Source organism: Streptomyces sp. NPDC127092 (assembly GCF_042722475.1).
Taxonomy (GTDB): Bacteria; Actinomycetota; Actinomycetes; order Streptomycetales; family Streptomycetaceae; genus Streptomyces.
This window is the reverse complement of sequence record NZ_JBHXFE010000395.1, coordinates 1-1,073: the sequence shown is the minus strand read 5'-3', so window position 1 is coordinate 1,073 and position 1,073 is coordinate 1. Positions and strand designations below refer to the sequence as shown.

The window sequence follows — 1,073 nt, the reverse complement described above, 5'->3', positions numbered from 1 at the left end:
CCACAGGAAGAAGGCCCCCAGCAGCGCCGCCAGGGCGGGCGTGGGGGTCGCCCCGGCCAGCACGAGGCCGTAGACCGCGGGGGAGACGAAGTGGGTGGCGGAGGTCGCAGCGTCCAGGAAGGGCCGCTCCTTGAACCGCAGCCCGGCCCAGGAGTACGCCACCACCGCGAACAGGCTCACTGCCAGCACCAGCACGGCGGCCCACTCGCCCCGCATGGCGGACCAGCCCGCGAGCACGGCCACGAACGGCACGGGCAGCAGCACCGACCACGCCAGCACCCGGCGGCGCACCGCGGGGTCGCCCAGCACGGAGCCCTCCACGCCCCCCTTGCGGGGGTTGCGCAGGTCCGAGGCGAAGTCGAACACGTCATTGATGCCGTACATGGCCAGGTTGTAGGGCACCAGGAAGAACACGACGCCCAGGACCACCAGCCACGCGGGCAGCCCCCCGGTCAGGATCGCGGCGGCGGCGAACGGGTAGGCCGTGTTCACCCAGCTGACCGGCCGGGACGCCCAGAAGAGGGTGCGGATCATGTGCCACTCTCCCCGGGGCCCGCGGGCCGGGCCCTGCGCGCGTCGTGGCGCAGTTCGTCCCGGACCACTTCGGCGGAGATCAGGCACATGGGCACCCCGATGCCCGGGCGCACCGAGGAGCCCGCGTACATCAGGCCGGCCACGTCCGCGTCCCGCACCGAGGGACGGAACATGGCCGACTGCGCCAGCGTGTGCCCGGGGCCCAGCAGCGAGCCCCGCCAGGCGTGCACGTCCGCGGCGAAGTCACCGGGCCCGTAGGTGCGCCGCACCACGATGCGCTCGGCCAGGTCGGGGATCCCGGCCCAGCGGGCCAGCTGATCGAGGGCCCGGTCCGCCACGGCCTCCACCTGGGCGTCCCCGGTGCGGTCCACCCGCCAGCCCTGGCCGTCACGGACCCGGATGCCGCCGCGCCCCCACCCCGGCTCGGCGGGGGCCGGGACGAGGATGAACAGGTTCTCGTCGCCCTCCGGGGCCACCCCCGGGTCCGTGGCGGAGGTGCGCGAGACGTAGATCGACGTATCCGCGGCGAGGTCCTCTCC

The 1,073-nt window shown here is 74.7% G+C and carries 1 protein-coding gene and 1 pseudogene; both read right to left on the bottom strand.

Annotated features, from left to right (window positions below):
• A partial coding sequence (locus tag ACFWJO_RS40770) for a prenyltransferase (protein WP_386873445.1) occupies window positions 1–534 on the bottom strand: 534 nt, incomplete at its 3' end.
• Window positions 531–1,073 (bottom strand): annotated as a pseudogene (locus tag ACFWJO_RS40765) (hypothetical protein); the annotation flags it as partial. The pseudogene ACFWJO_RS40765 and the gene ACFWJO_RS40770, both read right to left, overlap by 4 nt.